This window comes from Clostridium sp. UBA5119 (genome assembly GCF_002414285.1).
Taxonomy (GTDB): domain Bacteria; phylum Bacillota; class Clostridia; order Clostridiales; family Clostridiaceae; genus Clostridium_J; species Clostridium_J sulfidigenes.
On record NZ_DHYX01000110.1, the window covers coordinates 9,582 to 10,264 of the forward strand.

A 683-nucleotide genomic window follows, 5' to 3' on the forward strand; every position below is an offset into this window, starting at 1 on the left:
TGTGAGAAGGTTCATGGCAGCACTAAAGTAAATTACCAAGGAACTGAAATAGACTTTACACCACCATGGAGAAGAATTACTATGATTGATGCTGTAAAGGAATATGCAGGTGTAGACTTCAGTAAAATTAAGACAGATGAAGAAGCTAGACAAATTGCAAAAGAAAAACATTTAGAATTTATAAAGGAATTAAAAGATTGTACAAAGGCAGATATATTAAATGGTTTATTTGAAGAATATGCTGAAGAACATTTAATTCAACCAACATTCCTTTGTGATTATCCAGTAGAAATATCACCATTAACTAAGAAAAAACGTGGAAATGAAGCCTTTACTGAGAGATTTGAAGGATTTGTTTATGGTAGAGAAGTTTGTAATGCTTATTCAGAACTTAATGATCCTATAGTTCAAAGACAAAGATTTGAACAACAAGCAAAAGAAAGAGAGCTTGGAGATGATGAGGCTTATCTAATTGATGAGGAATTCATGAGTGCTCTTGAGGTAGGAATGCCTCCAACAGGTGGACTTGGAATTGGTATAGATAGAATAGTAATGTTCTTAACTGATTCAGTATCTATCAGGGATGTTATACTATTCCCAACAATGAAACCTCTACAATAATATATAATTTAAAAAATAATTTTACCCAAAAATTATTGCATATTAAAATAATTTTTGGGTAA

1 protein-coding gene is annotated in these 683 nt (G+C 31.2%); it reads left to right on the plus strand.

The genetic code is table 11. From position 1 onward, the window contains the following. On the plus strand, positions 1 to 621 hold a 621-nt coding region (locus B2671_RS16575; RefSeq protein ID WP_346871396.1), incomplete at its 5' end, for an amino acid--tRNA ligase-related protein. Positions 622 to 683 lie beyond the last annotated feature (62 nt).